We start from the raw sequence: 19,441 nt of genomic DNA, 5'->3' as shown, positions 1-19,441 counted from the left end.
GTTTAGGCTTCGCGGGCAAACACACTCGCCTGGCGCAGGCAATCCGGTGTGAACAGGAATTGGACCCGGGTGCCGCCCTTGGTGCGGTTGCCGATGGTCACCTCGCCGCCGAGATTCTTACTGCGCTCTTGCATGATTGCCATCCCGTAATGGTTCAACTTTTCCGGATTCTCCGGAATACCCACCCCGTCGTCGTCAATCACGACCGACACTTTGTTTTGCCGGCGCTCGATCTGGATATCGACGCGCTGGCCTTGGCTATGATGCAAGGCATTCTGGGTCGCCTCGCGCACAATCTGCAGCAGGTGGATTTCTTCGTTTGGCGTCAGCGGCAGGCTTTCCAGTTGGTAATCCAGCTCGATGGTCATCTCGGTCTGGGCGCTGAGCTGTTTTACACTGGTTTGCAGGGCTCCGAGCAGCCCGGGGCCGTCCACTTTCAGGCGGAAGGTGGTAAGCAGTTCGCGCAGTTGCCGGTAGGCGGAGCTCAGCCCTTCCTGCAATTCTTTGGAGACATCTTCCAGAGTCTGCTTGTCGTCCTTGGTCAGGGCGCGGTTCAGGCGGGTGACCTGAATTTTCAGATACGACAGCGCCTGGGCCAGAGAGTCGTGCAGTTCCCGGGCGATTACCGTGCGCTCGTGGGCCAGGGACAAACGCCGCGCATTGTCTTCGTCCGCTTGCAGGCTCAGGGCCATGGCGATCTGATCCGCCACCGACTGCAGTAATTGCTGCTGCCAGGGTGTGAGGCTGCCGCTTTCGCCCATACGACAGACGAGCACACCGTAGTGTTGCTGGTCGCGGTTCATGGGGAAACTGTAGCGATAGACCGGGTCCGGCAACCCGGTGCCCTGGGCATTGCTCAGCAGCTCGCCGCTCAGACAGTGGCCGCAGTTGCGGGTCATACACAGGTCGTAGTCGCTGTCTTCAGGCTTGACCTGTCGATAGGGATGGTCGCCGGAGGGCGTGATCAGGCACAGCTCCAGATCGTCCACTTGTGAGATCTCGGCGGCACGGGTGATGATCGGCTGAAAGTCGATGCCCTCCGGTTCCTGCTCGATGATCGCCTGAGCGGTCTGGTACAGAAACTCCAGCGTCGTATTGCTTCGCTGCAGCTCCCGGGTCTGTTGGGCAATCTGGGCTTCCATTTCCCCATGGGCGTAGGCGATGGCGCGGCTCATCTGGTTGAACGACTCGGCCACTTCGCCCAGCTCATCCATATAACGCGGCGCCAGTCGGTGCTCGTAGTCGCCCTGGCTGACCCGGCGGGTGACCCCCAGCAGCTCGGCCAGGGGCTGCTCCACCCGCAGGTGAAGCCAGTACACCACCACGGCGGCCAGCGCCAGAATGGTAAACAGGGCAATCACCTGAACCAGGCGCAGCAGCGAGGCATTGGTTTCGGCGTGACGTTGCAGTTCACCGACCGTGGCGTCGATCTGCTCGACCAGGGCCTCGGTGGCGGCAATGCGCTCGTCGGCGTTCAGGTTGTTGAGTTGCGTGCGCAGCTGTCGCCACTGGGCTTCGGTGGTTTCCAGCCGCTGTTCGAGCGCCGGGCTGCGGTGACGCAACAGCTCAAAGAGGGGGTGGTTCCAGGTGCTCTCCAGTTGGTCGAGGACCTGTTCGCGGCGCTCGGCACTGGCGGCGGGGCTCTCTTCCAACGCCAGTAAGTGGTAGGTTTGCATGCGCAGGGAGCCGGCCAGGTTGATGGCGTGGGCGTCACTGTCGGCCCGGTCGGACAACCAGTAGGACGCGGCCATGGTCAGGGCGGCCAGAGCGACGATGCCCGCGAGGGCGAGCTTGATACTGAGAACCAGGGATTGGGTGCGCATAGCGGTGCCATTGAACGGGCCGGCCGGGGTGGTAAGCCCCGACCGGCGTTTGAACCGATGGGATCAGCCGCTGACTTTCTCCAGCGCCTGATCGATATCGGCAATAATATCATCGATATGCTCAATACCAATGGACAGTCGCACCAAGTCCGCCGACACACCTGCGGATTTCAGCTCTTCCTCGTTCAACTGACGGTGGGTGGTGGTGGCCGGATGGCAGGCCAGGGACTTGGCATCGCCGATGTTCACCAGGCGCAGAATCATCTGCAGGGCATCGATAAACTGCGCGCCCGCTTCCTTACCACCCTTGATGCCGAAGCTCAGAATGCCCGAGGCGCGTCCGCCGCTGATTTTTTGGCACAGACCGTTGTAGGGGCTGTCCGGCAGGGCGGCGTAATTCACCCAGCTGACTTTGGGATGCTGCTTCAGGTGTTGGGCGACCTTCAATGCGTTCTCGCAGTGACGCTCCATGCGAATGCCCAACGTCTCCAAGCCCTGCATGATCAGGAAGGCGCTGTGCGGTGCCAGAGCTGAACCGGTGTTGCGCAGCGGCACTACGCGGCAGCGGCCAATGTAAGCGGCCTCGCCCAGGGCTTCGGTGTAAATCACATTGTGGTAGGAGGGGTCCGGCTCATTGAGCATCGGGAAGCGCTTTTTGTTGGCGACCCAATCGAATTTGCCCGAGTCCACAATAACGCCGCCCACGGTGGTGCCGTGGCCGCCAATGTATTTGGTAAGCGAGTGGACCACGATGTCCGCGCCGAACTCGAACGGCTTGCACAGGAAGGGAGTGGCGACGGTGTTGTCCACAATCAGCGGAATGCCGTGACGGTGGGCGATATCCGCAAGCGCCTGCAGGTCCACAATATTACCGGCGGGATTGCCAATCGACTCGCAGAACAGCGCCTTGGTTTTGTCGTCGATCAGGCTTTCCATTTTTTCCAGATCATCAAAGGACGCCATGCGCACATCGATGCCCTGACGGGGGAAGCTGTGGGCAAACAGGTTGTAGGTGCCGCCGTACAACTGACTGGTGCTGACGATATTGTCGCCGGCATCGGCGATACATTGAATGGAGTAGGTGATCGCGGCCATACCCGAGGCCAACGCCAGGGCACCGATACCCCCTTCCATTGCCGCGACCCGCGTTTCCAGTACCGCGTTGGTGGGGTTCATGATGCGCGTGTAGATGTTGCCCTGCACCTTCAGATCGAACAGGTCGGCCCCGTGTTGGGTGTCATCAAAGGTGTAGGAGGTGGTCTGATAGATGGGGGTGGTGGCCGCATGGGTGGTTGGTTCGGGCTCGTACCCGCAGTGTAGGGCCAGTGATTCCAGCTTCATGGTCGGTTCTCCAAACAGGGCGCCGGTGGCGCGGGATTGTTGTTTTAAATGAGCGGAGACTGTACCACATCCACGAATGAAAATGACTCGCAAAAACCCCACGTCTATTACGGGATACCACCGATGAATTGAAGGGCGCCCAAGTCGTGGTTTTGTTGTAAGTTGGAATCCATGAGGTCAACGAAATCAATGGGTTAGGGGTTCGGCGCGATACCTCCAAGGGGGTATAAGGGGGCATTTGGAGGGCTTTGGGGGCGGTGGCGGGTTTGCGGATTATTGCGCACTATGAACGGGTGAAATTGATACCGAGCGATGCCCTGATCCGGGCATTGTCATAGCCTCTGTTCAGGAGTCCGCGAATGAGTCACCTTCTCGACAAGCTGCGCTACTTTCAGGCGCAGCGAGAACCTTTTGCCGAAGGCCACGGCGTTACCACCGACGAAGATCGCCAATGGGAGCGCGGCTATCGCCAGCGCTGGCAGCACGACAAAATTGTGCGCTCCACCCATGGCGTGAACTGCACCGGTTCCTGCAGCTGGAAAATTTACGTGAAGAACGGTCTGGTCACCTGGGAAACCCAGCAGACCGACTACCCGCGTACCCGGCCGGACCTGCCCAACCACGAACCTCGTGGCTGCCCGCGCGGTGCCAGTTACTCCTGGTACATCTACAGCGCCAACCGCCTGAAATACCCCAAGGTGCGCCAGTCCCTGATGAAGCTCTGGCGCGAAGCCCGTCAGGAGCATACCGATCCGGTGGCCGCCTGGGCGTCCATTGTCGAAGACCCGGCCAAGGCGAAAAGCTACAAATCCCGTCGCGGCCTCGGTGGCTTTGTGCGGGCGCACTGGGATGAAGTGAATGAAATCATTGCCGCCTCGAACGTTTACACCGCAAAAACCTATGGTCCGGATCGGATCTCCGGCTTCTCGCCGATTCCCGCGATGTCGATGGTGTCCTACGCCTCCGGCGCCCGTTACCTGTCGTTGATCGGCGGCAACTGCCTGAGCTTTTACGACTGGTACTGCGATCTGCCTCCCGCCTCACCACAGGTCTGGGGCGAGCAGACCGACGTGCCGGAATCCGCCGACTGGTACAACTCCTCTTACATCATCTGCTGGGGTTCCAACGTGCCCCAGACCCGCACCCCGGATGCCCACTTCCTGACCGAAGTACGCTACAAGGGCACCAAGGTCATCAGCATCACGCCGGACTACTCCGAAGTCGCCAAACTGACCGACCAATGGCTGGCGCCCCGTCAGGGTACCGATGCGGCCCTGGCCATGGCCTTCGGTCACGTGATTCTGAAAGAGTTCTACGTCGATTCCCAGAGTGAGTACTTCACTAACTACGTGAAGCGCTACACCGATATGCCCAACCTGGTCATCCTGGATGACGAAGGCGGTCGTCTGCAGCAGGGCCGCTTCCTGCGCGCGGCGGATCTGGTGGATAACCTGGGCGAGGAAGCCAACCCGGACTGGAAAACCATCGCCATCAACAGCGACGACCAGCGTCTGGTCAGCCCCAACGGCTCCATCGGTTACCGCTGGGCCCGCCCGGAGGGCCAAACAGGCCGGTGGAACCTGGAAAACCGCGATGGCAAAACCGGAGAAGAAGTGGATCTGCAGCTGTCCCTGAAAGGCAACAGCGATGAAGTGGCCGAAGTTGCTTTCCCCTACTTCGGTTGTAAAGAGCACGACTACGGTTATTTCCAGCACACCGAACACGCCGAAGTGCAGATGCGCAAGGTGCCGGCCAAACGCGTCAAACTGGCCGATGGCCGCGAGGTGCTGGTCGCTACCGTGTACGACCTGACCCTGGCCAACTATGGTGTCGACAACGGTCTGGACGATCCCAACTGCGCCCATAGTTTTGATGACGACAAGCCCTACACGCCCAAGTGGCAGGAGCGCATCACCGGCGTCAAACCCGAACATGTGATCAGGGTTGCCCGGGAGTTTGCCCGCACCGCCGATAAAACTCACGGCCGCTCCATGATCATTGTCGGCGCCGGTATGAACCACTGGTTCAACATGGACATGAACTACCGCGGGCTGATCAACATGTTGATGATGTGTGGCTGCATCGGTCAGAGCGGTGGTGGCTGGGCCCACTATGTGGGCCAGGAAAAACTGCGTCCGCAAACCGGTTGGCAGCCCCTGGCCTTTGGCCTGGACTGGCAGCGTCCGCCCCGCCAGATGAACGGTACCTCATTCTTCTACGCCCACTCCGATCAGTGGCGCTACGAAAAACTGAACATGAGCGACCTGGTATCGCCCCTGGCGAACAAGGACAAATGGCAGTCCAGCATTCTGGATTACAACACCCGCGCCGAGCGCATGGGCTGGTTGCCGTCCGCCCCGCAGTTGGCGACCAACCCGCTGAAGCTGGCCGAAGCGGCCAAGGCGGCCGGTAAAGACGTCAAAGACTATGTGCGCGATCAGTTGGTCAGTGGCGAGCTGAAGTTCGCCTGCGAAGATCCGGACAGCCCCCAGAACTTCCCGCGCAATATGTTCATCTGGCGCTCCAACCTGCTGGGCTCCAGCGGCAAGGGCCACGAGTATATGTTGCGCCACTTCCTGGGCACCACGCACGGTCTGATGAACAAGGATCTGGGCGAAACCGGCGAGGCCAAGCCCGAAGACGTCACCTGGCGCGATGAGGCACCGGAAGGCAAGGTGGACCTGTGGGTCACCCTGGACTTCCGTATGTCCACCACTTGCCTGTATTCCGATATCGTTCTGCCGACCGCGACCTGGTACGAAAAGGACGATATGAACACCTCGGATATGCACCCCTTTATCCACCCGCTTACCGAAGCGGTGGACCCGGTGTGGGAATCGCGCAGCGACTGGGACATCTTCAAAGGCATCGCCAAAAAATTCTCGGCGCTGAGCAACGGCCATCTGGGGGTGGAGCAGGATGTGGTGACCACACCGATCATGCACGACTCCCCGGGAGAGATGGCTCAGCCCTACGGCGTCAAAGCCTGGTGGAAAGGCGAGTGCGATGCGGTGCCCGGTGTGACCATGCCCAACATCAATGTGGTGGAGCGGGATTACCCCAACACCTATCACCGGTTCACCTCCCTCGGCCCCTTGATGGACAAGCTGGGCAATGGCGGTAAGGGCATCAACTGGGATACCAAAGAGGAAGTCGAGTTCCTCGGTAAGCTCAACCGCGTGCATCACGAAGAGGGCGCCAACCAGGGCCGCCCGCGGATCGAGTCCGCCATTGATGCCTGTGAGGTGATCCTGTCCCTCGCGCCGGAAACCAACGGCCATGTGGCGGTAAAAGCCTGGGACGCCCTGGGCAAAATTACCGGCCGGGATCACAAGCACCTGGCGCTGCCCAAGGAAGAGGAAAAGATCCGCTTCCGCGACATCGTCGCCCAGCCGCGCAAGATCATTTCCTCACCCACCTGGTCGGGTCTGGAAGACGAGCACGTGTCCTACAACGCAGGCTACACCAACGTGCATGAGCTGATCCCTTGGCGCACCATCACCGGTCGTCAGCAGTTCTATCAGGATCACGAGTGGATGCTCGACTTCGGTGAGCAACACTGCCTGTACAAGCCGCCGGTAAACCTGAAAACCGTCGAGCCGATTCTCAATCAGCGCAGCAATGGCAACAAAGAGCTGGTGCTCAACTGGATCACCCCGCACCAAAAATGGGGCATCCACAGCACCTACTCGGACAACCTGCTGATGCAGACACTGTCCCGCGGTGGCCCGATCGTGTGGCTGAGCGAGAAGGACGCGAAGGAAGCGGGTATTGAGGACAACGACTGGATCGACGTGTTCAACGTCAACGGCGCCATCGCCTGTCGCGCGGTCGTCTCCCAGCGGGTGCCCGAGGGCATGAGCATGATGTATCACGCCCAGGAGCGGATCATCAACACGCCCGGATCGAACCTGACCAAAACCCGCGGCGGGATTCACAACTCCGTGACCCGTGCGGTGATGAAACCCACCCATATGATCGGTGGCTACGCCCAACAGGCCTACGGCTTCAACTATTACGGCACCGTAGGCTGCAACCGCGACGAATTCGTCATTGTCCGCAAGATGGACAAGGTCGACTGGCTGGACACTGAGTGAGGTAGTGCAATGAAAGTAAGAGCCCAAATTGGCATGGTGCTGAACCTGGACAAGTGCATTGGTTGCCACACCTGTTCAGTGACCTGCAAAAACGTCTGGACCTCGCGCGAAGGTGTCGAGTACGCCTGGTTTAACAACGTCGAAACCAAGCCCGGGGTCGGCTATCCCAAAGAATGGGAAAACCAGAACAAGTGGAACGGTGGCTGGAAGCGCGACAAGAAAGGCAAGATCAAGCCGCGTATCGGCGGCAAGCTGCGGGTACTGGCGAACCTGTTCGCCAACCCGGATCTGCCGGAAATTGACGACTACTACGAGCCGTTCGATTTTGACTACCAGACCCTGCACACCGCCGGTGATAAAAAGCACCAGCCGACCGCGCGCCCGCGCTCGCTGGTGTCCGGTCAGCGGATGGAGAAAATCGAGTGGGGTCCGAACTGGGAAGAAATTCTTGGCACCGAGTTTGAAAAGCGTCGTAAAGATGTGAACTTCGATCAGGTGCAGGCGGATATTTACGGCCAGTTCGAAAACACCTTCATGATGTACCTGCCCCGGTTGTGCGAGCACTGCCTGAACCCGGCCTGTGTGTCCTCCTGTCCGTCCGGAGCGATTTACAAGCGTGAGGAAGACGGCATTGTGCTGATCGACCAGGACAAATGCCGTGGCTGGCGCATGTGCGTCTCGGCCTGTCCGTACAAGAAGATCTACTACAACTGGAAGAGCGGTAAGTCCGAAAAATGTACCTTCTGCTATCCGCGTATTGAAGTGGGTCAGCCCACCGTCTGCTCGGAAACCTGTGTGGGTCGTATCCGCTACCTGGGTGTGCTGCTGTACGACGCGGACCGCATCGAAGAGGCCGCCAGCGTGGCCAACGAGGCGGACCTGTATCAGGCGCAACTGGATATCTTCTTGGACCCGAACGACCCGGCGGTGATTGCCGCGGCTCAGGCCGAAGGTATTCCCCAGGGGTGGATCGACGCCGCTCAGAACTCGCCCACCTACAAGATGGCGGTTGAGTGGAAAGTAGCGCTGCCGCTGCACCCGGAATACCGCACTCTGCCCATGGTCTGGTACGTGCCGCCGCTGTCACCGATTCAGAGCGCGGCCGAAGCCGGTCATGTGGGCATGAACGGCGAGATTCCCGACCTGAAATCCCTGCGGATTCCGATTCGCTACCTGGCGAACCTGCTCACCGCCGGGGAAGAACAGCCGGTGGTGGACGCGCTGGAGCGGATGATCGCCATGCGCGCCTACAAGCGCTCCCAACATGTGGATGGTGTGGAAGATCTTGAGGTGCTCAAGCAGGTCGGTCTGAGTGTGGCCCAGGTAGAAGACATGTACCGCTACATGGCCATCGCCAACTATGAAGATCGCTTCGTGATTCCCACCAGTCACCGGGCCTACGCCGAAGACGCCTACGATATGAAAGGCGACTGCGGTTTCAGTTTCGGTAACGGTTGCGCGGACGGCACCAGCGAAACCAGCCTGTTCGGCGGCAATCGCGCCGGGGTTCGCCAGATCATTCCTGCCATCCTGCAGGACTAGGAGAAAGACCGATGAAAAGTTTACGCGTGATTTCTCTGCTGATGGAGTATCCCACGGCAGAGTTGATGGAAGCCCGAGACGAACTCAAAGCTCTGGTTGCCAGCATGAACCTCAAGGGTAAGCAGCGCGATTCGCTGCTGGCCTTTGTCGAGCAGCGCACCAGTGGTGACCTGATGGACTGGCAGTCCGAGTACGATGCGTTGTTCGAGCGCGGCCGCTCCCTGTCGCTGCTGTTGTTTGAGCATGTGCATGGCGAATCCCGGGATCGCGGCCAGGCCATGGTGGATCTGATGAACCAGTACCAGCAGGCGGGCCTGGCCATCGATGCCAACGAGCTGCCGGATTATCTGCCCCTGTATCTCGAATTTTTGTCCACCCAGGGGCCGGACAACGCTCGGGCGGGACTGCAGGAGGTGGAGCATATCCTCGGTCTGCTCGCCGCTCGCCTGAAAGAGCGCGAATCCAACTACGCCGCGTTGTTCGAAGCGCTGCTGCACTGGTGTGGCGATCGGGTCAACATCGAGCAGATCCGCGAGCAGGTGGCCGGTGAAGCCCGGGACGATACCCCCGAGGCGTTGGACAAGGTGTGGGAAGAAGAAGCCGTAACCTTCGGCCCGGACGCCCAGGCTGAAGGCTGCAATGTTCAATACCGGCCGGAGTCCGGCCAGCGTCGGGATCAGGAGCAGATACTGAACCTGATGGAACCTCAACCAGTAAACAATCGTCGGGAGGCATGATGTCCACTTTTCATCTATTCGCGTTTGGCATCTACCCCTATATTGCGTTGGCGGTGATGTTTATCGGTACCTGGATCCGGTACGACCGGGAGCAGTACACCTGGAAGGCCAGCTCGAGTCAGTTGCTGGAGAAGAAGTGGCTGCGCATCGGTAGCATTCCATTTCACATCGGGATCATCGGTATCTTCTTCGGCCACCTGGTGGGGCTCTTGACCCCGGTTGAGGTGTGGCACCTGTTGGGCGTAAGCGCCAGCGCCAAGCAGATTCTGGCCGTGGTGGCCGGCGGTCTGTTCGGGGTGCTGTGCCTGTTCGGTCTGGTGGTACTGACGCTGCGCCGCCTGTTTCACCCGCGTATCCGCCCCAACAGCAAGCCCATGGATATCGTGGTGTTGTTCCTGCTGCTGGCGCAGTTGCTGCTCGGCCTGGCCTCCATCTTTATCTCCGTTGGTCATCTGGACGGCGCGGTAATGCTGCAACTGATGCACTGGGCTCAGAGCATCTTCCTGCTGCGCGGGTTGAGTGGTGCGGAATACATTGTTGGTGTGCACTGGATCTTCAAGGCGCACCTGGTATTGGGGCTGACCATCTTCCTGTTGTTCCCCTTTACCCGTCTGGTGCATCTGCTGAGTGTGCCGGTGAAGTACTTGGGCAGAAACTATCAGGTAGTTCGCCGCCGGGCCAGAGCGTCGATGTAACAGTCAATGGTGGATGACGCGCTTCGCGCTTATCCACCCTACATGAGGTGCCGAGACTGACGTAGGGTGGATAAGGGGCGAAGCCCCGTCATCCACCAAGGATACCCCGAACTGTACTTACCCATCTGGATGACTTACACCATGATCACCGTCAACCAAACCCAAATCCCCGAAGACAAAGTCCTCGCGGAAATGCAATACCACCCGGCGGAATCCCGGCGGGAAGCCATGTTCAAAGCGGCCGAATCCCTGATCATCGGTGAGCTGTTCCGACAGCGCGCCAAAACTCTTGGCATTCCGGTCAGTGATGACACCGTGGAAAGCTCCGATGAAGATTTCATCGAAGCCCTGATCGAACAGGAAGTGGCCATACCCGATGCCACGGAGGAGGATTGCCGGCAATACTTCGAAGCCAATCCGGGCAAGTTTGAAACGTCGCCATTGCTGGAAGTAAAACACATTCTGCTGGCGGTGCCGAAAGAAGACGACGCCGGACGGGCCGAAGCCAAAATGCGCGCCGATGCCCTGTTGGACATTCTCAAAGGCGGTGCCGATTTTGGCAAACTGGCCAAGCGGGAATCATCCTGCCCCTCCAAAGAAACCGGTGGCAGCCTCGGTCAGCTCAGCAAAGGGCAGACCGTTCCGGAGTTCGAACGTCAGGTGTTCGTCGCCGAGCCGGGCCTGATGCCCCGCCCGGTGGAATCCCGTTACGGGTTTCACCTGGTGTACATTGAGCGCAAGATTCCGGGAAAGCCGTTGACCTTCGAGCAGGCCCGGGAAACGATCGCCGAGTATCTGAATGAAAAAGTACGGCGCAAGGCGATTGCCCAGTACATTCAGGTGTTGATTGCGGAGGCGGACATTGAAGGTTACGATTTTCAGGTGGATGGTTCGCCGTTGATGCAGTAGGGCGGATAAGTGCGTAGCGCGCATCCGCCGTTACCACCGGTTGAAAAACCTCAAGGCTCACTCTGTGCGGTATGCCTTAACCGCAACCGCGCCCGCAACCAGCGGGCCAGAATGTCCACCCCTATATTCAATAGCGCGGTAATCAAAATCAATACCATCGCCCGGTCAAACCGGATTTCCTGAATCGCGCTGTCCACGTAAAACCCCAGGGTCGCAATGCCGAGAATGCCGAGAATCGCGGTCTCGCGCATGATGATTTCCCAGCGATAGAACAGAAATGCCAGAAAGGGGCCGTAGATGCGTGGCGTCAATTCATAGCCATAGCGCTCGACGCCCCGGGGCGCGTCCGGACGCAAGGTGATTTCGTTGGTACGACGGCCGATCAGATGGCCAATGATGCCGCTGTTATGGACGGCCAGAGCAATCACCGCCGGCAGCATGGAAGGGCCCCACAGCTGCAACAAGATGAATGCCAGCAGATACTCCGGGGTCGAGCGCAATACCACCAGCACCGTATGGCCGATGGGGCCGGTCAAGCGGTTGGTGAAGTGTCGCGAGGCGAGCGGATACAACATCAGTGTCAGGACGCCGGTCAGTACCAGGGCGATCTGGGTGAGCACGAGAGTATTCCAGATGCCCGGCAACGCCTGGGTGCTGAACAGGTCGGCCAGCCAGAACCACAGGCCGTCCAGTCCTTCTCCGTTGCGCAGGGGCGCCGGCACTATGTCTTCGGTAAAAAAGCGGGTGACGTTCTGCCAGCGGATCGGCAGGCCGCTGCCGAGCAGAAACGGTGCCGCGATCAGATACAGCGGGATCAGTTTCGGGCGCGCCCACAGGCGCAGGGTACTGATCAGCACATAGAAAAGTAGCAGTAGGGCGCCCACCACCGCGTAATGCCCCTGGGCAAACGCCGATTCCAGGTAGAAGCCCAGCGTAGGCATGCCTACAAAGCCCAGCACGGCGCTGGACCGGATGCCGCACTCCAGCCGGTAGGCGGTGTAGGTGACCAGATGGGGCCAGGCCTGACTGAATCGGGTGTAGACCTGCGCCGCCACCGATTTCGTACCGAAGGGCAGAGTGGTCTCCGGCAAGGGGTCGGTTTCCTCGAGTATCTCGGCGTAAACCTTACCGAACACCCCGGCATAGGGGATGGCAATCGCGAGCACACCCGTCAGTGGGTGCAGGCCAAAAAACTGAAGAAAGATCAGGGCCCAGAAAAGTTCGTGAATGGCCCGAATGAACGCACAAAAGGTGCGCACCACTTTCGAGCCGAACACAAGCGCCAAGAGAAGCCCCGCGGTCGCGCCCAGACCCACGCCGACAAAGGCAAAGGCCAGGGTGCGCACCAGCGCTTCGCCAAGATAATCAATCTGGGTAACGTCGGGGCGGACCAGGCCTGAAAACAATCGGCCCAGTTCGCCCCAAGGGTCATGGGCGCTGATGCTCAGGTCGGCGAGAAACAGGCAGGTAATGGCCAACGCGACAAACGCCAGGCTGGTTTTTACACTTGCGGATTGCCACATAAACAGCCCGTTACCCGACTCAGTACAGCGTCAGCAGGTCACTCGCCTGCAGTCGTTCGCGGGGTTCGTCCAGGGCGATGCCGCCGTTGGCGATGCCCACCACCCGATCGGCGAAATGCAGGGCCAGGTCGACATCGTGCATGGCAAGCACCGCAGTGGGGTAGGCATGGGTCAGCGCCGCCAGCACCCGCTCGGCCATGGGACCATCAAGGGCTGAGGCCGGCTCATCCGCCAGCAGTACGTCGCCTTGCTGGTGAATGACCCGCGCCGCCGCCACACGCTGACGTTGACCGCCGGAAAGCTCTCCGGTGGCGGTCCAGCATTTGTGGTCGATATCGAGGGTCTGCAGGATGGGACGAATCTGCTCGACATCCTGCCTGAACGGGCGCAGCAACGACAGCAGGTTGTGCATCGTGGAGTGCCGGTGCAGTCCCCCCATATACACGTTGTGAAACACGCTCAGGGTCGGGACCAGTCCGAGGTCCTGAGGCATCAACGCAGCGCCCAATGGGCGCCACTGCTGGTACATCAGACTGAGCAGAGTGGACTTGCCGGCCCCGCTCTTGCCGACCAGGGCCACGGTCTGACCGCGTACCACATCCAGACTGAGGGGGCCGAGCACACGCAGCTCGCCGTAGTCGGCGACCACGTCGTTAAGCGACAGTGCGGTCATCAATCCAGCAGGCCGATTTCTTTGGCAACGTCACGAATGACGGCATAGTTGTCGTTGCTGGCTGGAACGAATTTCGAGCGGGGAAAGCTTTCCAGCATCGCCGGGTCGTCCATGCCGAGCAGCGCCGACCGCACCCTGTCAGTAAAACCTTCGCCGAAACGCTCATCCACGTCGCCGCGAATGCTCCACTGATAATTGGGGTAACTGGGAGTCTTGTACACGACATAGGCGTCTTCCGGGTTGACGTTGCCCGCTTCAATTTCGGTTTCCCACACGGTGTAGTTCACCGCACCCAATTGATAGGCGCCCGAGGCTACCATGGACGCCGTGCGGCTGTGGTTGCCGCTGTAGCCTACCCGTGAAAACACCTCGTCCGGCGCCTCACCAAAGGCCTCGCGGAGGTAGTACTCGGGCACCAGACGGCCGGAGGTGGAGCCTTTGGAACCAAAGGTGAAGGTCATGCCCCGCATCGCCTCGGTCAGCCCGGCGTTGGGTTCAAGCCCGGTGCTTTTGTGGGCGACAATATAGGTGTAAAACGCCTGGTCCTCGGCGCCCTGCGCCAACGCCTGGGAGCCGGGCACTCGCTCGCGGGCCTGTACACCGGAGAGTGCGCCGAACCAGGCCAGTTGCACCTGGTCGTTGCGGAAGGCGCTCACCGCCGCCGCGTAGGACTTTACCGGGACGAAGCGCACCTCGACCCCAAGCTCCTCCGCCAGATAATCCGCCACGGCCTGAAAGCGCTCTTGCAGTCGGGTTTCGTCCTCATCGGGAATGGCGGTAAAGACAAAAGTCTGGGCACTGGCACTCAGCGACACCAGGCTCAGCGCCACGACATTGAAGACAGAGCGAAGAAAACGGCGTCCTAACATGATCAAATCCTCTGGCGTGAATAAAGCTGAATAAGCGCTCAACCGCTATGTTACCGGAATCCCGGCAATCTGTCCGGGCCCACGCCGACCAGTATAGCGTCCAAAACGATGTACAACCCGATACGACAATACCCCGGAAACAGACGTGTCCGGGCGACCGGTGGTTTCGTATGAAGCTCGGTAGGTCGGGACGGGCGTGGTAATCTGCGGTGAGAATACCGTTCTTAAGAGGTGGTAATGGTGAAACAACGGCTAGACATTGCGCTGATTACCCCCGCCGCGCCGGGGTCACGAGCTGGTAACCGTACGACGGCAAGCCGTTGGGCCGCGTTGTTGAGACCCCTGGGCTACCGGGTAACGATCCATGTGCCCGAGGATGTGCCGACCGATCGGGCGCCGGACCTGGTCCTGGCCCTGCACGCCTGGCGCAGTCACGACGCCATTCGTGCCTGGAAGCAGGTGTACCCGGACTGCCCGCTGATTTTGGTATTGACCGGTACGGACGTTTACCGCTTTCAGTTCAGTGAGCCCGAAAAGGTGTACGCCAGTATGGATCTGGCCGACGCGCTGATTGGACTGCACGACTGCCTGGAGGAGGATCTGCCCGAGCGCTATGGACCGAAGCTGCATGTGGTGCATCAGTCCGCTGAGCCACTCCCGCCACAGCGCGTCCAGCCGAAGCGTCGCAACGTCGATATTCTTGTCGCAGGTCATTTGCGGGAAGAAAAGGATTCCCTGCGGGCGGCGATAGCGGTGCGGGATCTGCCGCTGGACTCCCGGTTGCGGGTGATCCAGTTGGGAGGCGCGCACTCGGAGGAATGGGCCGAAGCGGCTCGGGAGGAAATGCACCGGAACCCGCGTTACCGCTGGCTGGGGGATCAGCCCCGTTGGCGGGTCAGGCAGTGGATGGGCCGAGCTCGGGCCATGGTGATCAGTTCCCGCATGGAAGGGGGTGCGAATGTGGTCAGTGAGGCCTGTGTGGCCGGGCTGCCGATCGTTGCCTCGGATATTGCGGGCAACCGCGGTCTGCTCGGCGAGGACTACGCTGGCTACTACCCGGTGGGCAGTTCGGCTGCCCTGCGTGAGTGCCTGTTGCGCATTGAGCGAGACGAGGTTTGGTGGCGCCGGCTCAGGGAGCAGGTCACGGCGCGCGCGCCCCTGTTTCGCCCGGAGGTGGAGCGGCGTGCTCTGGTGGACATTATTGAGCGCTTTGTCTGCGCCTGAACTATGGTGTCTATAAAGTATGATAAATTAACAAATAGCCGTGAACGTAATAGCCTGTTACTACGGTATGACTCAAATTGGACGATCAGAGGAGTTTTTGTGGGGCTGATCAAACGTGTTGCCCTCTCTGCGGTGCTCTTGTGCACCGGCCTGCTTGGCGGAACGCTTTCCGTTGCGTCGGAGTCCCGACTGCAACTGGTGGCCACCACCGGCATGGTGACCGATGTGGTGCGTGAAATCGGAGGCGATGAGGTTGTGGTGAAGGGCCTGATGGGCCCCGGAGTGGACCCTCATCTGTACCGCCAGACCCGCCGGGATATTACCGCGCTCAGTCGGGCCGATGCGGTCTTCTGGAATGGGCTCTACCTGGAGGCCCAGTTGGAGGAGTTTCTGGAGCGTCTGGCCAAGCGTCGGCCGGTCTATGCCGTGGCCGAAAGCGTGCCCGAGCATCGGCGCCTGGCGGATGAAGCTTATCAAAATCAGTCCGATCCCCATGTCTGGATGGATCCGGGCCGCTGGCGCTATGTGGTTGAGGCGGTGCGAGACGCACTGGTCGAGCTTCACCCGGAGCAGAAGGCCCATTTTGAGCGGCGCGCGGACTCCTACCTGGTCGAGCTGGACAAGCTGGATGCCTACGCGCGTCGGGTGCTGAACAGCGTGCCGGAGAGTAAACGGGTACTGGTGACCGCCCATGATGCGTTCGGCTATTTCGGAGACGCGTTCGGATTCGAGGTACTGGGAATTCAGGGGTTCTCGACGGAAAGTGAGGCCGGATTGTCCAGGATAGAAGCATTGGTCGATCTGTTGGTGGAGCGAAAGATTGAGGCGATTTTTGTCGAGTCGTCGGTGTCGGATCGCAATGTCCGGGCGCTGATCGAGGGCGCTGCGGCGCGCGGCCACTCGGTGCGCATCGGCGGTGAGCTTTACTCCGATGCCATGGGGCCCTCCGGCACCTATGAGGGCACCTGGCTGGGAATGATCGACCACAACGTCAGTGTCATTGCCCAGGCTCTGGGAGGAGAGGTTCCGCCGGGTGGCCGTCTGGGAAAACTGCAACATGCCGAGGCCACTGAATGAACGCCAAGGGTAAGATCAGCGAAGTGGTCGCCGCCAGCCCACTGTCCATTCAGGGGCTGACGGTCAGTTACGATCACCGCCCCGTGGTCTACTCTGTGGACCTGGTGGTCAAGCCCGGTCGTATGACCGCGATTGTGGGACCCAACGGTGCCGGCAAGTCGACCCTGCTCAAGGCCGCGCTGGGCATCACTCGTCGTCTGACGGGTGATGTGCGGGTGCTCGGCCGCCCGCTGGAGCAGATGACCGAACATATTGCCTATGTGCCACAACGCAACAGCGTCGACTGGGACTTCCCCGCCACGGTCCTCGACGTGGTCACCATGGGGCTGTTCCGCCAGCTGCGCTGGTGGCAACTGACCCGTCGTCGGCATACCGAACAGGCTTTGGAAAGTCTTACCCGGGTGGGGATGGAAGCTTTTGCGGATCGACAGATCGGCGAACTTTCCGGCGGCCAACAGCAGCGGGTGTTTCTGGCGCGGGCCTTGGTCCAGCAGGCGACCCTGACCATTCTCGATGAACCTTTCGCCGGTGTCGATGCGGCCACTGAGCGCGCCATTGTCGAGGTGCTCAAACAATTGCGCGAAGAGGGTAAAACCCTCTTGTGCGTCCACCACGACCTGTCCACCGTGCGCGACTATTTCGATGAGGTGTTGTTGCTCAATGTGAGGCGGGTGGCGGCGGGTCCGGTCGATCAGGTATTCACCGCCGATAATTTGCAGGCGACCTACGGTGGCCGCCTCAATCCGGTCCAACTGGAACGCTTGGTGCCGGCGCCTCAAGCTGCCCCGGAGGAAAAATAATGATCGAAGACTGGTGGTTGGCGCTGGCCTTCTCGGCTGGCTACAACACCACCCTGGTGACGTTGGGGGCCATGCTGTTGGGAGCGGGAGCGGGCATGATCGGTGCGTTCGTTCTGCTGCGCAAACGCTCCCTGGTCAGCGATGCCATTACCCATGCCACCCTGCCGGGGTTGGCATTGGCGTTTGTCCTGATTGGTGTCGTTCAGGGAGACGGGCGCTGGCTGCCCGGATTGTTGTTGGGAGCCGCATTGAGCGCCGCACTGGGATTGTGGCTGGTGCAGTGGATAGGAACACGCACACGATTGGGCGAAGACGCCGCGATTGGCGCGGTCCTGTCCACGTTTTTTGCGTTTGGTGTGGTCTTGGTCACTGTCATCCAGTCCATGAACGTCACCGGTCAGTCGGGCCTGACCGGATACCTGGTCGGGTCAACCGCGGGCATGTTGGCCGTGGAAGCGAAGTTGATTGCGGTCTGTGCATTGGTGTTACTGGCGGCCATTTTTGTGTTGCGCCGGGAGTTTCTGCTGGTTTGTTTTGACGCAGACTTTGCGCAGACCCAGGGCATTAATACCTGGCGCGTTGACCTGTTGCTGTTGTTGTTGCTGATGGCGGTGGTGGTCATTGGTCTCAAGGTCACGGGGCTGATTCTGATCGTGGCGCTTACCATCACGCCGCCAGTGACGGCCCGCTTCTGGACCCATCGCCCGTCGAGAATGGTGGCCCTGGCTGCCTTGCTGGGCGCTCTGTCGGCGTATTTGGGGGTCACTCTGTCGAGCGCTCGTGAGAGTCTCCCAACGGGTTCGCTGATTGTTCTTTCCGCTTTCGCGATTTTCCTGGTGTCGTTTCTGGCCGCGCCCAGGCGGGGTGTCTTTGCCAGCCTGTTGGCCCATCAACGGTTCCGCCACCGCGTGCATCTGCGCCAGGGGCTGTTGTCCATGTCGCACAATGAACCGATTTTCGATGGTCTGACGCTGAAGCTATTGCGCCGCGCAGGGTATATCCGGCGCGACGGTGCGGCCACGCCCCAGGGACGGGCCGCCGCGCGCGATGCGGAACACGAGGAACGCTTGTGGGCGTTGTACCGGCGACTTTATCCCGGTGATGCATTGCATCGCGAACATGCGGGGCTGGAGCCGATTGCCAGGGTACTTCCGCCGGATGCCATTAATGACCTGGAGCAACGCCTGCCACCCAAGGGAGAACCGGCATGAACGACTTTATGATGTTCAGCCTGGTTCCAATGACCGTGGCAATCCTGATCAGTCTGACCTGTGCCCTGTTGGGGAATTTCCTGGTGCTCCGTCGCCAGAGTCTGATCAGTGATGCGATCAGTCACGTGGCCCTGCCCGGTATTGTGGCCAGCTTTCTGTTGACCGGGACCATTGCCTCCGCCGCCATGATGCTGGGTGCCGGTGTGTCGGCGTTGGTGACGGTGGTCATGATCGAAGCCATTCGCCGGTTGGGGCGGGTGGAAATCAGTGCGGCGATGGGGGTCACCTTCACCAGCCTGTTCGCACTCGGTGTACTGTTACTGGAAGTGAGCCAGGCCAGTGGTGTGCATATCGATGTGCAGCATGCGCTGTATGGAAACCTCGAAAGTCTGATCTGGTTTGAAGGGGTTGGACTCGCGTCCCTGATTGACCCGACGGCATTGGTCACATTGCCACCGCAGCTGGCTCGGGTCGCTATGGTGGCGTTGCTGGTGCTGGTTTTTGTGCTGGTATTCCGGCGTCATCTGATCCTGGGCAGTTTTGACTCGGAGTTTGCGGCCAGTATCCGTGCCCGTCCAGCGTTGATTGATCTCCTGCTGGTCACCATGGTGGCGGTGGCGGCCATCGCGGCCTTTGAGGCAGTGGGTTCGATCATTGTGATTGCCATGTTCATCTGCCCGGCAGCGGCCGCGCGTCTGGTGACCAATCACCTGGGCGCGCAGATCGCCTGGAGCCAGCTTTTTGCCCTGGTCTCCGCCGTCTCGGGTTATTGGCTGGCGGGTTCCGGGTTGATCTGGCTGGGGCTGGACATGTCGTTGAGCGCTGCGGGCATGATCGCCACGGTGGCCGGCCTCATTCTGCTGTTGGCCTGCTTATGGGGGCCACAGCGGCGCGGCCACGCGGTGCTTTCCAACGCTTGA

General features: G+C 60.2%; 15 protein-coding genes. 10 read left to right on the top strand and 5 right to left on the bottom strand.

Going from position 1 to position 19,441, the window contains the following annotated elements; translation table 11 throughout:
- Positions 1 to 2: 2 nt before the first annotated feature.
- Together OOT55_RS10515 and OOT55_RS10510 are read right to left on the bottom strand one after the other, a co-directional pair.
- Positions 3 to 1,823, bottom strand: a complete 1,821-nt coding sequence (locus OOT55_RS10515) for an ATP-binding protein (protein ID WP_265365831.1) — start codon at positions 1,821 to 1,823, stop codon at positions 3 to 5.
- A 63-nt stretch (positions 1,824 to 1,886) separates the two neighbouring features.
- Positions 1,887 to 3,164, bottom strand: coding sequence for an O-acetylhomoserine aminocarboxypropyltransferase/cysteine synthase family protein (locus tag OOT55_RS10510; protein ID WP_265365830.1), 1,278 nt, complete (start codon positions 3,162 to 3,164; stop codon positions 1,887 to 1,889).
- Positions 3,165 to 3,523: 359 nt separating this feature from the next.
- Between OOT55_RS10510 and OOT55_RS10505 the strand changes: the two genes are divergently transcribed.
- From OOT55_RS10505 to OOT55_RS10485, 5 genes are all read left to right on the top strand, one after another.
- Positions 3,524 to 7,261, top strand: a complete 3,738-nt coding sequence (locus OOT55_RS10505) for a nitrate reductase subunit alpha (protein WP_265365829.1) — start codon at positions 3,524 to 3,526, stop codon at positions 7,259 to 7,261.
- A gap of 9 nt (positions 7,262 to 7,270) precedes the next feature.
- Positions 7,271 to 8,803: a nitrate reductase subunit beta gene (gene narH, locus OOT55_RS10500; RefSeq protein ID WP_265365828.1), complete on the top strand. Its 1,533-nt coding sequence runs from the start codon at positions 7,271 to 7,273 to the stop codon at positions 8,801 to 8,803.
- A gap of 11 nt (positions 8,804 to 8,814) precedes the next feature.
- Positions 8,815 to 9,540: a nitrate reductase molybdenum cofactor assembly chaperone gene (gene narJ / locus OOT55_RS10495; protein WP_265365827.1), complete on the top strand. Its 726-nt coding sequence runs from the start codon at positions 8,815 to 8,817 to the stop codon at positions 9,538 to 9,540.
- Positions 9,540 to 10,235: a respiratory nitrate reductase subunit gamma gene (gene narI, locus OOT55_RS10490; RefSeq protein ID WP_123638903.1), complete on the top strand. Its 696-nt coding sequence runs from the start codon at positions 9,540 to 9,542 to the stop codon at positions 10,233 to 10,235. The genes narJ and narI overlap by 1 nt, the downstream gene beginning before the upstream one ends.
- Before the next feature lie 141 nt (positions 10,236 to 10,376).
- Positions 10,377 to 11,144 carry a peptidylprolyl isomerase gene (locus OOT55_RS10485; protein WP_265365826.1) on the top strand — a complete coding sequence of 256 codons (768 nt, stop codon included), beginning with the start codon at positions 10,377 to 10,379 and terminating at the stop codon, positions 11,142 to 11,144.
- 50 nt (positions 11,145 to 11,194) lie between these two features.
- Here the strand turns inward: OOT55_RS10485 and OOT55_RS10480 are convergent, their stop codons facing one another.
- From OOT55_RS10480 to OOT55_RS10470, 3 genes are read right to left on the bottom strand one after another with little or no spacing between them, the layout of a single operon-like run.
- Entirely contained in the window at positions 11,195 to 12,667 is a 1,473-nt protein-coding gene (locus OOT55_RS10480; protein ID WP_265365825.1) for a PhnE/PtxC family ABC transporter permease, read from the bottom strand.
- Between the two features lie 19 nt (positions 12,668 to 12,686).
- Entirely contained in the window at positions 12,687 to 13,340 is a 654-nt protein-coding gene (locus OOT55_RS10475) for an ATP-binding cassette domain-containing protein (RefSeq protein ID WP_265365824.1), read from the bottom strand.
- A complete protein-coding gene (locus OOT55_RS10470; RefSeq protein WP_265365823.1) occupies positions 13,340 to 14,209 on the bottom strand; it encodes a putative selenate ABC transporter substrate-binding protein in 870 nt (289 codons plus the stop codon). Before OOT55_RS10470 ends, OOT55_RS10475 begins: the two co-directional genes overlap by 1 nt.
- A 240-nt stretch (positions 14,210 to 14,449) precedes the next feature.
- Between OOT55_RS10470 and senB the strand changes: the two genes are divergently transcribed.
- The 5 genes from senB to OOT55_RS10445 all read left to right on the top strand — a co-directional run bounded on the left by senB (position 14,450) and on the right by OOT55_RS10445 (position 19,441).
- On the top strand, positions 14,450 to 15,433 hold the full coding sequence (gene senB, locus OOT55_RS10465; protein WP_265365822.1) for a selenoneine biosynthesis selenosugar synthase SenB: 984 nt from the start codon (positions 14,450 to 14,452) through the stop codon (positions 15,431 to 15,433).
- A 99-nt stretch (positions 15,434 to 15,532) separates the two neighbouring features.
- Positions 15,533 to 16,510 carry a metal ABC transporter solute-binding protein, Zn/Mn family gene (locus tag OOT55_RS10460; protein WP_265365821.1) on the top strand — a complete coding sequence of 326 codons (978 nt, stop codon included), beginning with the start codon at positions 15,533 to 15,535 and terminating at the stop codon, positions 16,508 to 16,510.
- Entirely contained in the window at positions 16,507 to 17,310 is an 804-nt protein-coding gene (locus OOT55_RS10455; protein ID WP_265365820.1) for a metal ABC transporter ATP-binding protein, read from the top strand. The genes OOT55_RS10460 and OOT55_RS10455 overlap by 4 nt, the downstream gene beginning before the upstream one ends.
- A complete protein-coding gene (locus OOT55_RS10450; protein ID WP_265365819.1) occupies positions 17,310 to 18,521 on the top strand; it encodes a metal ABC transporter permease in 1,212 nt (403 codons plus the stop codon). Before OOT55_RS10455 ends, OOT55_RS10450 begins: the two co-directional genes overlap by 1 nt.
- Positions 18,518 to 19,441: a metal ABC transporter permease gene (locus OOT55_RS10445; RefSeq protein ID WP_265365818.1), complete on the top strand. Its 924-nt coding sequence runs from the start codon at positions 18,518 to 18,520 to the stop codon at positions 19,439 to 19,441. The genes OOT55_RS10450 and OOT55_RS10445 overlap by 4 nt, the downstream gene beginning before the upstream one ends.

This window comes from Marinimicrobium sp. C6131 (assembly GCF_026153455.1).
In the GTDB taxonomy this organism is placed as follows: Bacteria; Pseudomonadota; Gammaproteobacteria; order Pseudomonadales; family Cellvibrionaceae; genus Marinimicrobium.
Note: the sequence above shows the minus strand (reverse complement) of the source record. Positions and strands in the feature narration are given on the sequence as shown.